This is a genomic window from Bradyrhizobium sp. MI1.4 (assembly GCF_055811315.1).
The window spans coordinates 1-18,942 of the sequence record NZ_JBVVPP010000084.1 but is presented as its reverse complement, the minus strand read 5'-3'; the positions used below and the strand labels follow the sequence as shown (position 1 = coordinate 18,942).

The following is an 18,942-nucleotide window of genomic DNA, read 5'->3' as shown; positions in this document are numbered from 1 at the left end:
CGTGAACCTCTCCTTCGGACTCGCGGACAGATACCCCTCATCCGGCGCTTCGCGCCACCTTCTCCCACAAGGGGAGAAGGGAAAGACCGAGCCAAGTGATGCCCCATCCCAACGACCCCAGCCTCCGCTCCTTCATCGGCGTCGATCCCGCCTCCGATTTTCCGATCCAGAACCTGCCTTATGGTGTGTTCTCGACCGCGGCCAATCCGACGCCGCGCGTCGGCGTGGCGATCGGCGACTATGTGCTCGATCTCTGGGAGCTTGAGCAGGACTCGCGGCTCGACGTGGGGCCGCTCGGCGTGTTCTCGACGCCGTCGCTCAATGCTTTCATGGCCTTGGGGCCAAAGGTCTGGACGAAGACGCGGGCGCGGATCAGCGAACTCCTGCGCGCCGATCATCCCGAGCTGCGCGACAACGAGGAGTTGCGCAAGCAGGCCTTGGTGCCGATACGCGACGCAAGATTGCATCTGCCGTTTGCGGTCTCCGGCTACACCGATTTCTATTCGTCGAAAGAACACGCCACCAATGTCGGCGTCATGTTCCGTGGCAAGGACAATGCACTGCAGCCGAATTGGCTGCATATGCCGATCGCTTACAACGGCCGTGCCTCGACTGTCGTGGTCTCCGGCACGAAGGTGAAGCGCCCGCGCGGGCAGCTCAAGCCGCCGAATGTGGAGGCGCCGAGCTTCGGACCGTGCAAGCGGCTCGATTTCGAGCTGGAGATGGGCGTGGTGGTCGGCCAGCCGTCGCCAATGGGCGGCATGCTCACGGAGCCGCAAGCCGAGGAGATGATCTTCGGCTTCGTGCTGCTCAACGACTGGAGCGCGCGCGATATCCAGCAATGGGAATATGTGCCGCTCGGGCCGTTCCTCGCCAAGGCGTTCGCGACCTCGATCAGTCCGTGGGTGGTGACGCGCGAGGCGCTGGAGCCATTCCGCCTCAACGGGCCGCAGCAGGAGCCGGTGCCGCTCGACTACCTCAAGCAGGGCAAGCCGCAGAACTACGATCTCGAACTCGACGTCTCCTTGCGCGCCGCCGGAGCCAACGCGCCCGCCGGCATCAGCCGCACCAATTTCAAATACATGTACTGGTCGTCGGTGCAGCAGCTGATGCACCACGCCTCCTCCGGCTGCGCCATGAATGTCGGCGATCTCCTCGGCAGCGGCACCATTTCCGGTCCGGAGAAGAACCAGCGCGGCAGCCTGCTGGAGATCAGCTGGAACGGCACCGAGCCGATCGAATTGCCCGGCGGCGCCAAGCGGTCGTTCCTGGAAGACGGCGACAGCCTCGTCATGCGCGGCTGGTGCCAGGGCGAGGGCTATCGTGTCGGTTTTGGTGAGGTCGAGGGGACGATTTTGGCGCCGGAGTGATTGCTGGGGAAGCGATGCGACGCTCTATCCACATTCTTCGTCTTGCGAGGTAGCGAAGCAAATCCAGAGTCTTTCCGGAGCGGCAGTCTGGATTGCTTCGTCGCAAGGGCTCCTCGCATGACGTGGTGAGAGTCTACCGCTTCTCCGGCGGCACCTCACGTATCCGCGCGCAATGCGCCGCGACGTCCTCCAGGCTGTACTTCAGATGCACCCGCTTGTCCGACGGCGCCTGGTTGGTCGTGCACACGCCCGGTCGCCATTCCTGCGTTGGCCTGATCGGGCGCGGCGCAAAACCGCCGCCGCAGTTCGGGCAGACGTTGGATAGTTTCGTCTCCACGCAGTCCGCACAGAACGTGCATTCATAGGAGCAGATCCGCGCATCGGTTGCGTTCGGGGGCAGATCGCGGTCGCAATATTCGCAGTTCGGTCGAAGCTGGAGGGCCATGGCTCAATCTCCGCAGATTGGCCGGGATCATCGCAGATCGCGTGCGCAGCGCGAATGCCGGATTTCCCTCGATTTCAGCCGGGCTTGATTTCCTTCAGCGGCAGACGCGTGCTTTCCTTCAGCCTGTCGAGCACGATCGAGGAGCGCACATGCGCGACGCTCTGGTGCGGCATCAGCACGTCGTTGACGAGGTTGGAGAGGCCCTTGAGGTCGTGCAGGACGGCCTTGAGCACGTAGTCGGCGTCGCCTGTCAGCGAGTAGGCCTCCTGGATCTCGTCGATGCGGTTGACCAGAGTCCGAAACCGCTTGGAATTGTCCGGCGAGTGGGTCGCCAGCGTCACCTGGATGAAGGCGACCACGCCGAAGCCGAGCGCCTCGCTGGAGAGATCGGCATGATAGCCCGCAATGACCTTCTCCTCTTCCAGCCGCATCCGTCGCCGCGAGCATTGCGAGGCCGAGAGCCCGGCGAGGTCGGCGAGCTCCTGGTTGGTGAGACGGCCGTCGTCCTGGAGCGCGCCCAGGATCTTGAGGTCGAAGGCATCCACCAAAGTCATGCGCGTTTCACCCACTTCATGCACAAACTGTGCATATGTTAATCAAAAAGCCGTCTCATTTGCACGCCCCTTGCGCGTCCCATGAAGGATAGTTCATCTCAGCAGCAATTTGGGAGAACACCATGGGTCCGTTTCCGCACGATGCACCGCCGGCCACGATCAGCGCCGAGAATCCGATGGGCACCGACGGGTTCGAGTTCGTCGAATATGCGCATCCCAATCCGCAAGAGCTGCACGCCTTGTTCAAGCTGATGGGCTATGTGCCCGTCGCGCGGCACAGAACGAAGAAGATCATGGTTTATCGCCAGGGCGACATCAATTACCTCGTCAACGAGGAGCCCGGCACCCAGGGTCACGATTTCGTCGCCGCGCACGGCCCCTGTGCGCCGTCGATGGCGTTTCGCGTCGTCGATGCGAAGAAGGCCTATGACCGCGCGATTTCGCTCGGTGCCGAACCTGCCGATGCGTCCTCCGCGCAGAAGACGCTCGACGTCCCCGCGATCAAGGGCATCGGCGGCAGCCTGCTCTATTTCGCTGATCGCTATGGCGCCAAGGGATCGGCCTATGACAGCGAGTTCGAATGGCTGGGTGCGCGCGATCCGCGTCCTGCCGGCGCCGGCCTGTTCTATCTCGATCACCTCACCCACAACGTCCACCGCGGCCGCATGGACGTGTGGACGGGCTTCTACGAGAAGCTCTTCAATTTCCGCCAGATCCGCTTCTTCGACATCGAGGGCCGCGCCTCGGGCCTGTTCTCGCGCGCGCTGACCAGCCCCGACGGCAAGATCCGGATTCCGATCAACGAGGACGCCGGCGATTCCGGGCAGATCGAGGAATATCTCAATATCTATCGCGGCGAGGGCATCCAGCACATCGCCTGCGGCTGCCGCGACATCTACCGCACCATCGAGGACTTGCGCGAGGCCGGTCTGCCCTTCATGCCAGCGCCGCCCGCGACCTATTTCGAGCGGATCGACGGGCGGTTGCCGAAGCATGGCGAGGACATCGCGCGGCTGCAGAAGAACGGCATCCTGATCGACGGCGAAGGCGTGGTCGACGGCGGCCAGACCAAGGTGCTGCTGCAGATCTTCTCGGCCAACGCGATCGGCCCGATCTTCTTCGAGTTCATCCAGCGCAAGGGCGACGATGGCTTCGGCGAAGGCAATTTCAAGGCGCTGTTCGAATCGATCGAGGAGGACCAGATCCGGCGCGGGGTGCTGAAGGTGGATGCGGCGTAGGCGGCCGTTGTCTGGAACGCGGTGGCATTAAGTGCCGCCGTCGTCCTGGCGAAAGCCAGGACCAATTACCCCAGGGAGCGGTCATTGGGCGAACTGGTAACTCCGAGTCTTCGTCAAACCGCGTTGGTGGCTATGGGTCTTGGCCCCCGTGCGCAATTGCGCACTAGGCCAGGACGACCCGGAGTGTGATGCGACAGCGGAGGACTTAACGCTCCGCCTTCCAGGCTTTCGTCACCGCGCCGATCTCCGCCACTTCCGGCTCGCGCACCGCCGATGGCGTCCGCGAAAAGCGCGGCGCCGGCGCCGGCTGCTTCACGCCGTGGCGCTCGACGAAGACGTTGCGGGCGACCATGTGCGGATGCTCGGTCGCTTCCGACATGGTCAGCACCGGCGCGAAGCAGATGTCGGTGCCTTCCATGATCTTGCACCAGTCCTCGCGCGTCTTGCTCTTGAACACCGTCTTCAGTTTTTCCTTCAGCGCGGGCCAGGCCTTGCGGTCCATCTGCGCATCGAAATCGGCGTCGGTCAGGCCGGCGTGCTCGCGCAGCAGCGCGTAGAATTGCGGCTCGATCGAGCCGATCGAGACGAAATGGCCGCAGGCGCATTCGTAGACGCCGTAGAAATGTGCGCCGCCGTCGAGGAAGTTCTCGTTGCGGCCTTCGGTCCAGCGGCCGAGCGTGGTCATGTCGAAGAAGAACGACATAAGCGATGCCGCGCCGTCGCACATCGCGGCATCGACGACCTGGCCCTTGCCTGATCGCGAGGCCTCCAGCAGCGCCGCAAGCACGCCGACCACGAGATAGAGCGCGCCGCCACCGAAATCGCCGACGAGGTTGAGCGGCGGCACCGGCGCTTCCTTCGTGCCGATCGCGGCGAGCGCGCCGGTGATGGAGATGTAGTTGATGTCGTGGCCTGCGGCATTGGCGAGCGGGCCTTGCTGGCCCCAGCCGGTCATGCGGCCGTAGACCAGCTTTGGATTGCGCGCGAGCACCACGTCAGGGCCGAGGCCGAGCCGCTCCATCACGCCGGGACGAAAACCCTCGACCAGCGCGTCGGCATTCGCAAGCAGATCGAGCACCTCCGCGATCGCCGCCTTGTCCTTGAGATCGAGCTCGACCACCTTGCGGCCGCGGCCTGCGACCGACTTCATGTTCTTCCTGGCGCCGACCCGATCGAGCGTGACGATTTCGGCGCCCATGTCGGCCAGCATCATGCAGGCGAACGGGCCCGGTCCAATGCCGGCGAATTCAACGATGCGGAAGCCCGACAGTGGGCCGGAGGTGCGGACGGAGGAGTTTTGGGCTGATTGATCGAGCACGTGTTTGTTTCCTCGGATCCAAGGCGCATATTGCCGATGGTCGGCAAGCGCCAAGGCGTTCCTCTGCGGGGCGAGTTAATTGGCCGATTAACTTTTCTCGCCTTCACGCCAGTGAGGCAAGCGGTTTTCATGTCGCGTGGCTAAAATAAAACGGCGCGCACCGAAGTGCGCGCCGTGGAAAATTGCGTCGAGGCGCTAAGGCCCGATGGTCAGCGAGCGGCAGCCACCGCGCGCTGCGCCATCACCTTGATCAGGTTGGCGCGGTACTCCGCCGTGCCGTGGATGTCGGCCAGCAGATTGCTCGCCGAAATGCTCACGCCGTCGATCGCCGACGGTGACCAGTTCGCCTTCAGCGCCGTTTCGATGGCCGGGACCCGCATCACGCCGCTTTGCGAGGCGCCGGTGGCGGCCACCCGAACCTCGCCCGACTTCGTCTGCGCGACGAACACGCCGGTCAGCGCAAAGCGAGACGCAGGATGGCGCATCTTTTCGTAGCCAGCCTTCGCCGGAACCGGGAACGACACGGCGGTGATGAGCTCGCCGTCCTCCAGCGCGGTCGTGAACATGCCCTGGAAAAAGTCATCCGCCGTAATCGACCGCTTGTTGGTCTTCACGGTGGCGCCGAGCGCGAGCAGCGCGGCGGGAAAATCCGCGGCGGGATCGTTGTTGGCGATCGAGCCGCCGATCGTGCCGCGATAGCGCACGGCGGGGTCGCCGAGCACCGAAGTGAGATAGGCAATTGCGGGAATCGCCTTCTTCACGTCGGCATTCTGCATGATGTCGAAATAGGTCGTGCCGGCCTTGATGGTCAGCACGTCGCCCGAGAGCTCGACGCCCTGCAGCTCCTTGATCTTGCCGAGGTCGATGACGTCGGACGGACTGGCGAGGCGTTGCTTCATCACCGGCAGCAGCGTCTGGCCGCCGGCGAGGAACTTGGCTTCGCTGCTCTTGGAGAACAGGCTGACGGCTTCGTCAACCGAGGACGCGCGATGATAAACGGTCTGGTACATCTTCGTTCCTCCCTTACGCCGCGTGGATCGTGCGCCACACCCTGTCCGGGGTTGCGGGCATTTCCAGATTGTTCTTGCCGATCGCATCCGTGATCGCATTGATCACGGCCGCTGACGCCCCGATCGCACCGGCCTCACCGCAACCCTTGATGCCGAGCGGATTGCCCGGGCACAGCGTCGTGGTGTGGGAGAGGTTGAACGAGGGAACGTCGTCGGCGCGCGGCATGGCGTAGTCCATGAACGAGGCCGTGACGGGCTGCCCGTTGGCGTCGTAGATCGCGTGCTCGAGCAACGCTTGTCCGATGCCTTGCACAAGACCGCCATGGACCTGGCCCTCGACGATCATCGGGTTGATCAAACGGCCGAAATCGTCGGCCGCGACGAAGTTGACGAAGGAGGTCTTGCCCGTACCGGGATCGACCTCGAGCTCGCAGATGTATGTGCCGGCCGGAAAGGTGAAGTTGGTCGGGTCGTAGAAGGCGCTCTCCTTCAGGCCCGGCTCCATCCCGTCGGGCAGATTGTGCGCGGTATAGGCCGCGAGTGCGACCATCGGGAAGGCGATCGCCTTGTCGGTGCCGGCGACCTTGAACTCGCCGTTGTCGATGACGATGTCGCCTTCCGAGGCTTCCAGCGCATGCGCGGCGATCTTCTTGGCCTTGGATTCCATCTTCTCCATGGCCTTCAGGATCGCGGTGAGGCCGACGGCGGCCGAGCGCGAGCCATAGGTGCCCATGCCGAACTGCACCTTGTCGGTGTCGCCATGGACGATCGAGACCTGACTGATGGGAACGCCGAGGCGTTCGGCTACGAGCTGGCAGAACGTGGTCTCGTGACCCTGGCCGTGGCTGTGTGATCCCGTCAGGACCTCGATGGTGCCGACCGGGTTGACGCGGACTTCGGCGGACTCCCAAAGACCGACGCCGGCGCCCAGGCTGCCGACGGCCTTCGACGGCGCGATGCCGCAGGCCTCGATGTAGCAGGACACGCCGATGCCGCGCAGCTTGCCGTCGGCCTTCGCCTTGGCCTTGCGCCCGGCAAAGCCGGCATAGTCGATCGCTTTCATCGCGGCGTCGAGCGAGGCGTTAAAATCGCCGGTGTCATAGGCCATGATCACCGGCGTCTGGTGCGGGAACTGGGTGATGAAGTTGGTCCGGCGCAGCGCGGCCGGATCGACTTTCAACTGCCGCGCCGCCGTCTCCATCAGACGTTCGATCAGATAGCTCGCCTCGGGGCGGCCGGCACCGCGATAGGCGTCGACCGGCGTGGTGTTGGTGTAGACCCCGACCACCTCGGCATGGATCGCCGGGATGTTGTACTGGCCCGACAGCAGCGTCGCGTAGAGATAGGTCGGCACCGACGACGAGAACAGCGACATGTAGGCGCCGAAATTGGCGTAGGTCTTCACCTTCAATCCGGTGATCTTGTTGTTGGCGTCGAACGCCATCTCGGCGTGGGTGACGTGGTCGCGGCCATGCGCATCGGTGAGGAAGGCTTCGGTGCGGTCGCCGGTCCATTTCACGGGACGGCCGACCTTCTTCGAGGCCCACAGCGCCACCATCTCTTCGGGATAGATGAAGATCTTGGAGCCGAAGCCGCCGCCGACGTCGGGTGCGATCACGCGCAGCTTGTGCTCGGGTGCGATGTTGTAGAACGCCGACAGCACGAGGCGGGCGACGTGCGGATTCTGCGACGTCGTGTAAAGCGTGAAATGCTCTTCCGCCGAATCGTAATCGGCAATTGCCGCGCGCGGCTCCATCGCGTTCGGCGCGAGACGGTTGTTGGTGACGTCGAGCTTCACCACGTTGGCGGCCTTGGCGAAGGCGGCATCGGTGGCGCCCTCGTCGCCGATCACCCAGTCATAAACCTGGTTGCCGGGAGCTTCGGGATGCAGCTGCGGCGCGCCGGACTTGATCGCGGCGTGGACGTCGGCGACCGCGGGCAGCTCTTCATAGTTCACGACCACGGCTTCGGCCGCGTCGCGTGCGAGATTCTTGGTCTCGGCGATCACGACTGCGACGGCCTGACCGACGAAGCGCACGGTCTCCGGCGCCATTGCCGGCCATGCGCCCATCTTCATCGGGCTGCCGTCCTTGGAGGTGATGGCCCAGCCGCAGATCAGGTTACCGACCTTGTCGTCGACGATTTGCTGACCGGTCAGCACAGCGACCACGCCCGGCATCTTCAGCGCCTCGGCGGGATCGACCCCCTTCACCTTGGCATGCGCGTGCGGGCTGCGGATGAAATGGGCATGGGTCATGCCCTGCAATTTGATGTCGTCGACGTAGCGGCCCTTGCCGGTAATGAAACGCTTGTCTTCCTTGCGCACGACGCTCGCGCCAATGCCTTCAACGCCCATGTCTGGTCCTCCCGACCGGAATTTGTCTTGACCGCGCTTTCCCTCGAAAGCGGCGGCGATCGTTCTTATTTCGAGGCGGGCCGCTTACTCGGCCGCCTGCGAGACCTTCATGCGGCCTGCCGCATCCAGCACGGCTTTGACGATGTTGTGGTACCCAGTGCAGCGGCAGATATTGCCTTCGAGCTCGTGGCGGACGGTGGCCTCATCGAGCTGGCCACCATAGCGGTGCACGATGTCGATCGCCGACATGATCATGCCCGGCGTGCAATAGCCGCACTGCAGGCCGTGATTGTCGCGGAAGGCGGCCTGCATCGGGTGCAGCTCGTCGCCCTTGGCGATGCCTTCGATCGTGGTGATGCTGGCGCCGTCGGCCTGTCCTGCCAGCATGGTGCAGGATTTGATCGCCTTGCCGTCCATATGGACGACGCAGGCGCCGCACTGGCTGGTGTCGCAGCCGACATGGGTTCCGGTGAGGTTGAGGTGGTCGCGCAGCAGCTGAACCAGCAGCGTGCGGTCCTCGACGTCGACAGCAACGGCCTTGCCGTTCACCGTCAGTTTGACTGTAGACACGGTTGAAGTCCTCCCGGGATCGATTTTGATTGTTTCTAATTAGAGACAGCGACCCGGAACTTTGCAACTACGATTTTGGCCGCCCGCGTCATGGAAAAGTCATTGATCCAGAATGCCCAACATTGGTTTGGGGGGCGAGTCGGCCGGATCGGGTTGCGGCGCCGGGGCGCCAGCTGGGATGCCAGCCTCTATATCCCTATCCGGCTCGCCTTGGCAGATAGAGCCGGAAGCTCTGCGGGCGCACCGAATTTACCGCCCCTTATCGATTCTGCCTTAGTTTTGCGCAGCCAGGTCAGGGGGCGGGGCGCCACCGGATCTCGGCTGAATGAAAATGGGGGTGGGAATGTCCGGGCGTATCGCGTCGTCGTCGAAGCGCACAATAATGCCGACTCTCAGGTTCCGCGCCAAGATCATTCTGGGCTTTGCCGCGGTGCTGGTGATCTCCGCCGGCAGCATGGCCTTCTCCTATTTTGGCTTCGAGCGGGTCTCGTCCGGCGTCGGGTCCTACCGCACCAGTGTCACCGAGGCCGATCTCGCCCGTAACATCGACCGGGAGCTGCTCGCCTATCGCTCGGCCGTCAGATATTTCGTCGTCACCGGCAAGGAGGACGACGCCAAGACGGCGCTGGACGCGGAGACCGGCCTGAAGAGCGCCATCGACCAGGCGGTCAAGAGCGCCAAGAAGCCGGCGCGGCAGGAAAGTCTGGACAAGCTCGCCAAGGAGTTTTCCAACTTCTCCGCGACCTTCGCGAAAGTCCTCCAGGCCAAGCGTGACAGCGCGCTGCTGGTGCAGAACCAGCTCATGCGCAACGCCAACCTCCTGAAATACAAGCTCGACGACATCGGCAACAATGCCTCCGATTCCGAGGCGCAGGCGATCGAGTTCGGGACCAAGCAGGTCAATGCCCAATTCCAGACCGCGAGCGGGGCGGCGACCAATTTCGTGCTGACGTCCGACCAGGCGATCGCGACCAGCGCGCTGGCGCGGTTGAAATTCGTCGAGAACTCGCTCAACGCGGTCTATTCCATGGACGACAAGATCGTCGCCGGCCTGAAGGATGCCAGGGGATTGCTCGGCGCCTATCGGGAATCGCTGGAGAAGCTGATCGCCAACGCCAAGATGATCGACGATCTCGTCACCGAGATGAGCGGTTCGGCCGGCGCGATCCTTCAGGGCGCCACCGCCATGAAGGCGGACCTCGTTGCCGAACAGCAGCGGCTGGAGTCCGAGTCGGAAGCGACCATCGGGAAGACCGAGCAACTGGTGCTGATGCTGGCCGTCGGCGGCACGCTGCTCGGCGCGGTGCTCGCCTTCCTGCTCGGCACCGGCATTTCGCGTCCGATGATCGCGATGTGCAAGGCGATGCGCGAGCTGGCCTCGGGCAATTTCGACGTCGTGCTGCCGGGCCTGGGCCGCAGGGACGAGATCGGCGAGATGGCCGGCGCAGTCGAAGAATTCAAGGTGCAGGCCGTGGCCAAGGCCGAGCGCGACGCCGCCGCCAACGAACTCCAGAACAGGGAGCAGGCCGCAAGCCGCCGCTCCGAGCTGATTCGTTTCGCTGACGATTTCGAGAGCGCGGTCGGTGCCATCGTCTCCAACGTCTCGGCTTCCGCCGTGCAACTGGAATCGGCGGCCTCGACGCTGACCCGCACCGCCGAGACCACGCAGAGCCTGTCGAGCCAGGTCGCCGACGTCTCCGAGCAGGCCTCCAGCAACATGCAGTCGGTCGCGACCGCGACCGAAGAGCTCTCGGCCTCGGTCGAGGAGATCGGCCGCCAGGTGCGCGATTCCAGCCGTATTGCCGAAGCTGCCGTGGTGCAGGCAAAGGAGACCGACAACCGCATCGGCAAGCTCTCGCATGCCGCCCAGCAGATCGGGGAAGTCGTCAAGCTCATCACGGCAATCGCCGAGCAGACCAATCTTCTGGCGCTCAATGCGACCATCGAGGCGGCACGCGCCGGCGAGGCCGGCCGCGGCTTTGCAGTTGTCGCCAGCGAAGTGAAGTCGCTGGCGAGCCAGACCGCGAAGGCCACCGACGAGATCTCCTCGCACATCACGGGCATGCAAGGCGCCACGGCCGAATCGGTTGCGGCGATCAAGGAGATCGGGGCGACCATCGGCCAGATCTCGTCGATCTCGACGTCGATTGCAAGCGCGGTGGAGCAGCAAGGCGCGGCGACGCAGGAAATCGCGCGCAGCGTCCAGACCGTCGCGCAGGGCACTCAGACCGCCGCCACCGACATCGGTCAGGTCAACCGCGGCGCCGCCGAAACCGGCTCGGCTTCGGAAGAGGTGCTGCACTCGGCCAAGACGCTGTCGTCCGAAAGCACCCGCCTGCGCGCCGAGCTCGACCGCTTCATGGGGAATATCCGGGCGGCGTAAAGCGCTTGGCCGTCCCGGCCCCGGTGCGCGATTGCGCACCAAGCCAGGACGACGGACAACCCTGCGTCACCTAACCGCCGGTTGCGGCGCCACAAATCTACTGCCGCTTATCCTTTGTTCTTTACCGTGCTCACGCGTCAGGAAGCGGGCTGCTTCCGGGCTGCGCCTGGTTTTCCGCGAATGGAATGGGGTGGGGAATGCCCGTCAAGTCGAAGCCGACCACATCGAAGCTGCTCACCTTGCGTTTTCGCGCAAAAATCATCCTCGGCTTCGTGGCGGTGCTCGCCATCCTCGCCGTCAGCATGGCTTTCGCGTATTTCGGCTTCGAGCGGATTCAGGCCGCCGTGGCCTCCTACCGCTCCAGCGTCGCCGAAGCGGACCTTGCGCGGACGGTCGATCGCGAGCTGATCGCTTACCAGGGCTTGGCGCGGGCCTACACGCTGACTGGCGCGGCGGATGATGAGACCGCGGCCAAAGCAGCCGAAGAGAATCTGAGGGCGGCGATCGCCAAGTCGGCGGCGGCCACCACGGGCGCAGCGCGCCGCGAGCAGGTCGGCAGGCTCGAGGCCGACTTCAAGAGCTTCACCAAGGTGTTCGGCGAGATCATCACGTTGACGCGCGAGAACGGCAAGATCGCGACCGAGGAGCTCAACAGCGTCGGCAACAAGATCCGGTTCAAGTTCGACGATCTTGCCGATACCGCGGCATTGGCGGGCCTGAACTCGGTTCAGGGTACGGCCAAGGATATCACATCGCAATATCTGGCGGTCTCCACCTCGGTCAGCGCCTTCGTCGCCAAGCCGGAGCCGAAGACCGCCGACGGCGTGACCGCCCGCATCAAATTCCTGGAGACCCTGCTGGTCTCGATCTATGCCAACGACCAGAAGATCACCGACCGCGTCACCGAGATCAGCAATCTCCTCAAACAGTACCGCGCCTCTTTTTCAAAGCTCACCGAGAACGTGAAGGTCATCGTCAAGCTGAACGGCGAGATGACCAAGACAGCCGCGTCCATTCTCAAGCTCTCGGGTGAGCTGCGATCGGAGCTGACGGCGGATCAGCAGCGCATCGAGGTCAACGCCAATGCCACCATCGGCGAGACCGAGCGGCTGATGCTGATGATGGCGCTGGGCGGCCTTGCCGTCGGCGCTGCGCTCGCCCTGATGCTGGGCAATGGCATTTCGCGTCCGATGATCGCGATGTGCAAGGCGATGCGCGAGCTTGCCGCGGGCAATTTCGACGTCGTGCTGCCGGGCCTCGGCCGCAGGGACGAGATCGGCGAGATGGCCGGCGCGGTCGAAGAATTCAAGGTGCAGGCCGTGGCCAAGGCCGAGCGCGACGCCGCCGCCAACGAACTTCAGAACAGGGAGCAGGCCGCAAGCCGTCGTTCCGAGCTGATTCGTTTCGCCGATGATTTCGAGAGCGCGGTTGGTGCCATCGTCTCCAACGTCTCGGCTTCCGCCGTGCAGCTGGAATCGGCGGCCTCGACGCTGACCCGCACCGCCGAGACCACGCAGAGCCTGTCGAGCCAGGTCGCCGACGTCTCCGAGCAGGCCTCCAGCAACATGCAGTCGGTCGCAACCGCGACGGAAGAGCTCTCGGCCTCGGTCGAGGAGATCGGCCGTCAGGTCCGCGATTCCAGCCGCATTGCCGAAGCTGCCGTGGTGCAGGCAAAGGAGACCGATAATCGCATTGGCAAGCTCTCGCATGCCGCCCAGCAGATCGGCGAAGTCGTCAAGCTCATCACGGCGATCGCCGAGCAGACCAATCTTCTGGCGCTGAACGCGACCATCGAGGCGGCACGCGCCGGCGAAGCCGGCCGCGGCTTTGCAGTGGTCGCCAGCGAAGTGAAGTCGCTGGCGAGCCAGACCGCGAAGGCCACCGACGAGATCTCCTCGCACATCACGGGCATGCAAGGCGCCACGGCCGAGTCGGTTGCGGCGATCAAGGAGATCGGCGCCACCATCGGCCAGATCTCGTCGATCTCGACCTCGATTGCGAGCGCGGTGGAGCAGCAGGGCGCCGCGACGCAGGAAATCGCGCGCAGCGTCTAGACCGTCGCGCAGGGCACCCAGACCGCCGCCACCGACATCGGCCAGGTCAACCGCGGCGCCGCCGAAACCGGCTCGGCCTCGGAAGAGGTGCTGCATTCGGCCAAGACGCTGTCGTCCGAAAGCACCCGCCTGCGCGCCGAGCTCGACCGCTTCATGGGGAATATCCGGGCGGCGTAGCGCTCGACCTTCGCGCCACGCCTCCGCCGTCGTCCTGGCGAAAGCCAGGACCCATTACCCCAAGGCGGAGTTGCCGGGCGAACTGCCAACTCCGAGTCATCGCCAAACCGCTCCCTGGGGTAATAGGTCCTGGATCGGCGCTGCGCTTGTCCAGGACGACCTGGCGCTCACTCCCTCCCGAACGCCCGCTTCAGCTCCACCTTTGCCCGCTCCAGCCGCGTGCGCTGCGTCTGCGGCAGCGTCTTGCCGGCGCGGTTGATGTAGAACGTCAGCATCGAAAGCGCCGAGCGGTAGGCGCCGGTCTTGCGACGCGCGCTGTGCTCGGCCGAGCGCTTCAACGAAGCCGCGATCTTCTTAGCACTGGTCAGCTTGAACACGCCTTGTTTGAGGTCGAGCGCGTCGCTCTCTTTCGTCACGCGCTGTGACCAGCGCTTCGGTGCGGCGCGTCTGGTGCTCTTGCGCGCCGCTGTTTTGCGAGAATGTGTCGTCTTTCTGGCATGAGCCATGCGTCAACTCCTTGCGGCTCCAGCGAAAAGCAGGAGCGCGAACGGTCGTTCCACGGGAACCTGCCCTCGCCGCAGACGTTGTCGCAGGTGGCAGGCGGAATGCCGCACCCCTTGATCGGACCGCCCCCGTCCACGCCATGTGAACCGGGGCCATGTCCATTGGTCAGATGCAACAACGCGATGGAATTGCAGCGAAGCCCAGCGCCGAACGATGGACCTGTGGTCTCCACGGCGGTTGCGGCCGATCGCATCATCGAAACCAGCATTCCCGCACGGCTTGACGCGCTGCCGTGGAGCGGATTTCACACCCGCGTCGTGCTTGCGCTCGGCATCACCTGGATTCTGGATGGCCTCGAGGTGACCTTGGCCGGCGCGCTCTCCGGCGCGCTGAAGCAAAGCCCCTCCCTGCATTTCTCCAATCTCGATCTCGGCATTGCCAATTCCGCCTATCTCGCGGGCGCGGTGCTCGGCGCGCTCGGCTTCGGCTGGCTGACCGATCGCATCGGTCGCAAGAAGCTGTTCTTCATCACGCTCGCGCTCTATCTCTCGGCGACGGCCGCGACCGCTCTGTCATGGAATGTCGCGAGCTACGCGCTGTTTCGCTTCCTCACCGGCGCCGGCATCGGCGGCGAATATACTGCGATCAATTCGACCATCCAGGAACTGGTGCCGGCGCGCTATCGCGGCTGGACCGATCTCGTCATCAACGGCAGCTTCTGGATCGGTGCCGCCATGGGCGCCGTGGCGGCCATCGTGCTGCTCGATCCCGCGGTGATCGGCCCCGATCTCGGCTGGCGCCTCGCTTATCTCATCGGCGCGGCCATCGGCCTCGTCGTGCTCTTGATGCGGATGTGGATTCCGGAGAGTCCGCGCTGGCTGATGATCCACGGCCGTCCCGACCAGGCCCACGCGATCGTCGACGAGGTCGAGCGCTCGGTGCTCGGACACGGCCAGGAGACGAGCCACGCGCGTTTCGCCAAGATCCGCCTGAAAATGCGGACTCACACGCCGATCCGCGAGGTGGTGCACACGCTGTTCTCGGTCTATCGCCAGCGCGCGATGGTCGGCCTCGTGCTGATGATCGCGCAGGCCTTCTTCTACAACGCCATCTTCTTCACCTTTGCGCTGGTGTTGACCGATTTTTACGGGATCAGCGCCGATCATGTCGGCTGGTATCTGCTTCCCTTCGCCGCCGGCAATTTCCTTGGTCCGCTGCTGCTCGGCCGCCTGTTCGATACGCTCGGCCGCCGGACCATGATCATGTTCACCTACGGCGCGTCGGGCGTGTTGCTGGCGCTGTCGGGTTATCTGTTCTCGATCGGCGCCTTGAGCGCGCAAGGGCAGACCATCGCCTGGATGGTGATCTTCTTCTTTGCCTCGCCCGCCGCGAGCGCCGCCTATCTCACCGTCAGCGAGACTTTTCCCTTGGAAGTCCGCGCGCTCGCGATCGCGGTGTTCTATGCGGTGGGCACCGGCATCGGCGGCGTGATCGGCCCCGCATTGTTCGGGGCGCTGATCGACACGGGATCACGCACGAGCGTGTTCGCAGGCTATTTGCTGGGGGCGTTCCTGATGATCGCGGCCGCGATCGTGGCGTGGCGCTATGCCATCTCGGCGGAACGCAGATCGCTCGAAGAAATCGCGCGGCCGCTTGCGTCCATGGAGTAGACTATGAAATCGGAACTGGCTGAATTGGATCTAAAGCGCACCATGGTCGACGATGAAGCGCCCGATGCGGTGCCGGTGCCCCACGCACTCGTGCCGCATCTCAATGAAACAGCGATCCTGCTCGACATCGACGGGACACTGCTCGACCTGATGCCGACGCCGCGTGAGGTGTGGGTGCCGCCAGGCCTGTCGGAAACGCTGAACCGGCTGACGGAGCGCACGTCGGGCGCGCTGGCGATGGTCAGCGGGCGTTCGCTCAACGACATCGACCTGATCTTCGCGCCCGATGTCTTTCGCGCCGTCGCCGGCCACGGCGCCGAGATGCGGCTTTCCATTGACAACGAAGCCGATGCCGTCAGCGCGCCGCCGCTGGATAAGGAGCTGAAGCGGCGGCTCGCGGCGGTGGCCAAGCTCAGTCCCGGCATTCTGCTCGAAGACAAGGGCTATTCGCTGGCGCTGCACTACCGCCTTGCGCCGCATGCGGAGAAAGCGATCTACGAAGCCGTTTCGCTGATCCGCGCCGACCTGCCCAATGCGCCGATCGAGGTGCTGCCCGGAAAGTTCGTTTGCGAGATCAAGCATTCCGGTTTTACCAAGGCGACCGGCGTGCGCGAGTTGATGAAGCACGAGCCTTTCAAGCGGCGCCGTCCGATCTTCATCGGTGATGACGTCACCGACGAAACCGTGTTCGCGATCATGCCCGACATGAATGGGCTCGCCTTTTCGGTTGGTCGCCGCGCCATGGGGGTCAACGGGCACTTCGACGCCCCGAACGATGTGCGCACGTTCCTTGCGCGGCTGCTCGACGACTCAAGGTTGGAATAAGGCACCGACATCTCGGAGCCACATATCGCGCGCGTAATTCCCCAGCGCGCCGGCTTCATGCTGCGCGTGCCACGGTTCCAAAGCCGACTTTGTGTAGCGAAATCGTCGGGTTGCCCGGAGGTAAACCGGTTCCAACGCGCGCGCCCGATTTTGGTTTCAATTGGTGCAAAGGATGATCAGGAACCATATTGATGAACGGCAGTTAAATGGGGTGGAATGAAACAGGAGGGGACGACCTGTGAACTTAATCGTCGTTTCGAATCGCGTCGCGCGCGGCAAGCCCAATGAGCCCATGACGGGTGGTCTCGCGGCGGCCTTGCTACCCGTTGTGGAACATTCGGGCGCGATCTGGGTGGGATCCTCGGGCCGTGTGCGTGACGGTCATCAGAAGGAGCCGTTCGCCGAGATCGAAGCACTGGGTTCGGGCGCGATTGCGACGCTGGATCTGCCGGCGGCGCACTATGGCGGCTATTACGAGGGCTTTGCCAATTCGGCGCTGTGGCCGGCGCTGCACTCGCGCAGCGATCTGATCCGCGTCTCGCGCGACGACTATGTCAGCTATCGCGAGGTCAACGCCTTCATGGCGCGCGCCTTGATGCGCTTCCGGAAAGCGCAAACCGCGTTCTGGGTGCAGGATTACCATTTCCTCGCGCTCGGCGCGGAGCTGCGGGATCTCGGCGTCGACGATCCGATCGGCTTCTTCCTCCATACGCCATGGCCTGTCGCCGCGGTCATGCAGGGCGTGCCCAATCATCGTGAGCTGATCACGGCGATGCTGGCCTACGATCTGATCGGCTTCCAGACCAATGACGATTGCCAGAATTTTCTCGGCTATGTCGCGGGCGAACTCGGCCTCGCCGTCGAAGACGGCGTTGCGATCTCGCAGCATGGCCGAACGCGCTGCGAGGTGTTTCCGATCGGCATCGACGCCGAGAAGTTCGCGCAATACGCGGCGAAATCGGCGTCGCATCCGGACGTGTCGCGGCTGCGCCGCAGTCTCAACGGTGAACGGCTCGCGATCGGCGTCGACCGGCTCGACTATTCCAAGGGCCTCGTCAACCGCATCAGCGCGTTCGATCGGCTCTGGACCGAGCATCCGCACTTTGCGCGCAGCATCTCGCTGTTGCAGATCGCAAATCCCTCGCGCGGTGCCATCGAAGCCTATGGCAATTTGCAGAACGAGGTCGCGCGGCTCGTGTCCGACGTCAACGGCCGCCACGGCGAGGCCGACTGGACACCGATCCGCTATCTCAACAAAGGGTTTAGCCAGGCCGTGCTCGCGGGCCTCTATCGCACCGCGCAGATCGGCGTGGTGACCCCGCTGCACGACGGCATGAACCTTGTCGCCAAGGAATACGTCGCTGCGCAAAATCCGGCTGATCCCGGCGTGCTGGTGCTGTCGAAATTCGCCGGCGCGGCCAACGAGCTCGACGCCGCGCTGCTGGTCAATCCGCATGACATCGACGGCATGGCGCGCGCGATCGCCGTCGCGGCGGCGATGCCGCTCACCGAGCGCAAGATGCGCTGGGATGCGATGATGAAGAAGCTGCGCGGCCACACCATCCAGCAATGGTCGGCGGATTTCGTCGCTGAACTGGAGAAGTGCCGGACGGAGAAGGCTGCAGTCGCGCCGCTCGCCAACCAGCCGCCGCAAGCGCTGCGCTGGCTCAAGTCGGCGATCTCAGGCGTGCGGTTGATCTAGTCTTCTTCTCCCCCGTTCTTTACAGCGAGGGCAGGGGCGAAGACGACAGCCTCAATAGCAGTACGACACGCCCTCCAGAATCGCACACTGCCGCTTGTTCGGCGCGTTCGGATCGTCGAGCGGCACCATGCCCTTGCCCTGGCCGACGAACACGCCGGGCCCGACATGCACTGAGCTCTTGTGGCCGATGATGATGCTTTGATGCGGCGTCGCGCTCGAGCGCGTGCCGTCCGGCCAGAGGATGGCATCGCCCGAAAGCATCCCGCGCCGTCCATCGTCACAGCTGACATCAACCCCGTGCCGGGTGCAGACCTGGGCGGCGGCCGGTCCGGCGAAGGCAGCGGCAAGGGCCCAAATCAGGCTCAGCGCGGCAATGGTGTTGCGGATGGTCATGGTGCCCCCGGACGTGGTTGACGCTCTTGAGTGAATCGTCGCGCCAAACCCGCCGCCGGTTCAGCGGGCGGCCGGTTCCAAGCGTCGCCGTGGCGCCTGATATTGTCTATAAAGTACAATATCTTACGGAAAAATCATCCGATTTCCCCGCGATCCCTTGCAAAATCACCGGCGCCCCTTCAAGAGAGTGCGCTCCGGAGAGATGGCCGAGTGGCTTAAGGCGCACGCTTGGAAAGCGTGTGTGCGGGAAACCGTACCGTGGGTTCGAATCCCACTCTCTCCGCCATCAGCCCCGTTGTCCGGCCCGAAGACATGGGTAACGGAACGTACCTAAGACATGGGTGACAGCCTCGTGCCGAACGGGTTGTCGAGA

14 protein-coding genes, 1 tRNA gene and 1 pseudogene are annotated in these 18,942 nt (G+C 64.1%); 8 read left to right on the top strand and 8 right to left on the bottom strand.

Annotated elements, in window-relative coordinates:
• The first annotated feature begins 98 nt into the window (after positions 1–98).
• Positions 99–1,370, top strand: a complete 1,272-nt coding sequence (gene fahA, locus AC0L23_RS38590; RefSeq protein WP_085358511.1) for a fumarylacetoacetase — start codon at positions 99–101, stop codon at positions 1,368–1,370.
• A 133-nt stretch (positions 1,371–1,503) separates the two neighbouring features.
• Here fahA and AC0L23_RS38585 read toward each other — a convergent pair whose 3' ends face one another.
• Positions 1,504–1,815: a DUF1272 domain-containing protein gene (locus AC0L23_RS38585; RefSeq protein ID WP_085358513.1), complete on the bottom strand. Its 312-nt coding sequence runs from the start codon at positions 1,813–1,815 to the stop codon at positions 1,504–1,506.
• 74 nt (positions 1,816–1,889) lie between these two features.
• A complete protein-coding gene (locus tag AC0L23_RS38580) occupies positions 1,890–2,369 on the bottom strand; it encodes an Lrp/AsnC family transcriptional regulator (RefSeq protein WP_018456584.1) in 480 nt (159 codons plus the stop codon).
• Positions 2,370–2,491: 122 nt separating this feature from the next.
• Here AC0L23_RS38580 and hppD point away from each other — a divergent pair, with 122 nt between their 5' ends.
• Positions 2,492–3,607: a 4-hydroxyphenylpyruvate dioxygenase gene (gene hppD / locus AC0L23_RS38575; protein ID WP_085358517.1), complete on the top strand. Its 1,116-nt coding sequence runs from the start codon at positions 2,492–2,494 to the stop codon at positions 3,605–3,607.
• Between the two features lie 205 nt (positions 3,608–3,812).
• Here hppD and AC0L23_RS38570 read toward each other — a convergent pair whose 3' ends face one another.
• The 4 genes from AC0L23_RS38570 to AC0L23_RS38555 all read right to left on the bottom strand — a co-directional run bounded on the left by AC0L23_RS38570 (position 3,813) and on the right by AC0L23_RS38555 (position 8,861).
• Positions 3,813–4,925: a CaiB/BaiF CoA transferase family protein gene (locus AC0L23_RS38570; protein ID WP_085358537.1), complete on the bottom strand. Its 1,113-nt coding sequence runs from the start codon at positions 4,923–4,925 to the stop codon at positions 3,813–3,815.
• 209 nt (positions 4,926–5,134) lie between these two features.
• A complete protein-coding gene (locus AC0L23_RS38565; protein WP_085348890.1) occupies positions 5,135–5,935 on the bottom strand; it encodes an FAD binding domain-containing protein in 801 nt (266 codons plus the stop codon).
• A 13-nt stretch (positions 5,936–5,948) separates the two neighbouring features.
• Complete coding sequence (locus tag AC0L23_RS38560; RefSeq protein ID WP_085358519.1) at positions 5,949–8,291, bottom strand: xanthine dehydrogenase family protein molybdopterin-binding subunit; 2,343 nt, start codon at positions 8,289–8,291, stop codon at positions 5,949–5,951.
• A gap of 84 nt (positions 8,292–8,375) precedes the next feature.
• Positions 8,376–8,861: a (2Fe-2S)-binding protein gene (locus AC0L23_RS38555; protein ID WP_026233199.1), complete on the bottom strand. Its 486-nt coding sequence runs from the start codon at positions 8,859–8,861 to the stop codon at positions 8,376–8,378.
• A 343-nt stretch (positions 8,862–9,204) separates the two neighbouring features.
• Between AC0L23_RS38555 and AC0L23_RS38550 the strand changes: the two genes are divergently transcribed.
• Both AC0L23_RS38550 and AC0L23_RS38545 read left to right on the top strand, forming a co-directional pair.
• A complete protein-coding gene (locus AC0L23_RS38550) occupies positions 9,205–11,244 on the top strand; it encodes a methyl-accepting chemotaxis protein (protein WP_085358521.1) in 2,040 nt (679 codons plus the stop codon).
• Between the two features lie 197 nt (positions 11,245–11,441).
• A pseudogene (locus AC0L23_RS38545) lies at positions 11,442–13,475 on the top strand (methyl-accepting chemotaxis protein).
• Between the two features lie 167 nt (positions 13,476–13,642).
• Here AC0L23_RS38545 and AC0L23_RS38540 read toward each other — a convergent pair.
• Positions 13,643–13,981, bottom strand: a complete 339-nt coding sequence (locus tag AC0L23_RS38540; protein WP_085358523.1) for a DUF3175 domain-containing protein — start codon at positions 13,979–13,981, stop codon at positions 13,643–13,645.
• A 180-nt stretch (positions 13,982–14,161) separates the two neighbouring features.
• Between AC0L23_RS38540 and AC0L23_RS38535 the strand changes: the two genes are divergently transcribed.
• The 3 genes from AC0L23_RS38535 (at position 14,162) to AC0L23_RS38525 (ending at position 18,176) form a co-directional block, all read left to right on the top strand.
• Positions 14,162–15,649: an MFS transporter gene (locus tag AC0L23_RS38535; protein ID WP_085384023.1), complete on the top strand. Its 1,488-nt coding sequence runs from the start codon at positions 14,162–14,164 to the stop codon at positions 15,647–15,649.
• Positions 15,650–15,652: 3 nt separating this feature from the next.
• Complete coding sequence (otsB, locus tag AC0L23_RS38530; RefSeq protein WP_085358525.1) at positions 15,653–16,474, top strand: trehalose-phosphatase; 822 nt, start codon at positions 15,653–15,655, stop codon at positions 16,472–16,474.
• A 238-nt stretch (positions 16,475–16,712) separates the two neighbouring features.
• Positions 16,713–18,176: a trehalose-6-phosphate synthase gene (locus tag AC0L23_RS38525; protein ID WP_085358527.1), complete on the top strand. Its 1,464-nt coding sequence runs from the start codon at positions 16,713–16,715 to the stop codon at positions 18,174–18,176.
• A 51-nt stretch (positions 18,177–18,227) separates the two neighbouring features.
• On the opposite strand, the gene AC0L23_RS38520 is transcribed toward AC0L23_RS38525, so the two are convergent.
• Positions 18,228–18,569 carry a hypothetical protein gene (locus AC0L23_RS38520; RefSeq protein ID WP_085348222.1) on the bottom strand — a complete coding sequence of 114 codons (342 nt, stop codon included), beginning with the start codon at positions 18,567–18,569 and terminating at the stop codon, positions 18,228–18,230.
• Positions 18,570–18,765: 196 nt separating this feature from the next.
• On the opposite strand from AC0L23_RS38520, the gene AC0L23_RS38515 reads away from it, so the two are divergent.
• A tRNA-Ser gene (locus AC0L23_RS38515) sits at positions 18,766–18,855 on the top strand.
• Positions 18,856–18,942: the final 87 nt, after the last annotated feature.